Here is a 260-nt window from a genome sequence, read left to right on the forward strand (position 1 = left end):
GGAGGTACATTAGCTTTTTATACTTATACCACTTATATGCAGAAATTCCTGGTCAATACAGTCCATCTCACCAAGGAAGAATCTACATTGATCTCTTTTATATCTTTATTTATATTCGCTTGCCTTCAACCTGTTTTTGGAGGATTATCTGATAAGATCGGAAGACGTCCACTTCTTTTGGGCTTTGGTATTTTGGGAACATTATGTACTGTTCCGCTGTTGACTGCATTAAGCACTACAACCTCAATGTGGAGTGCATT

1 protein-coding gene is annotated in these 260 nt (G+C 37.7%); it reads left to right on the forward strand.

Annotation, left to right across the window (positions count from 1 at the left end):
* The coding region (locus SB689_RS23475) for an MFS transporter (RefSeq protein WP_410694454.1) at nt 1-260 on the forward strand (260 nt) is incomplete at both ends.

It is taken from the genome of Chryseobacterium sp. SIMBA_038, assembly GCF_046535115.1.
Taxonomy (GTDB): domain Bacteria; phylum Bacteroidota; class Bacteroidia; order Flavobacteriales; family Weeksellaceae; genus Chryseobacterium.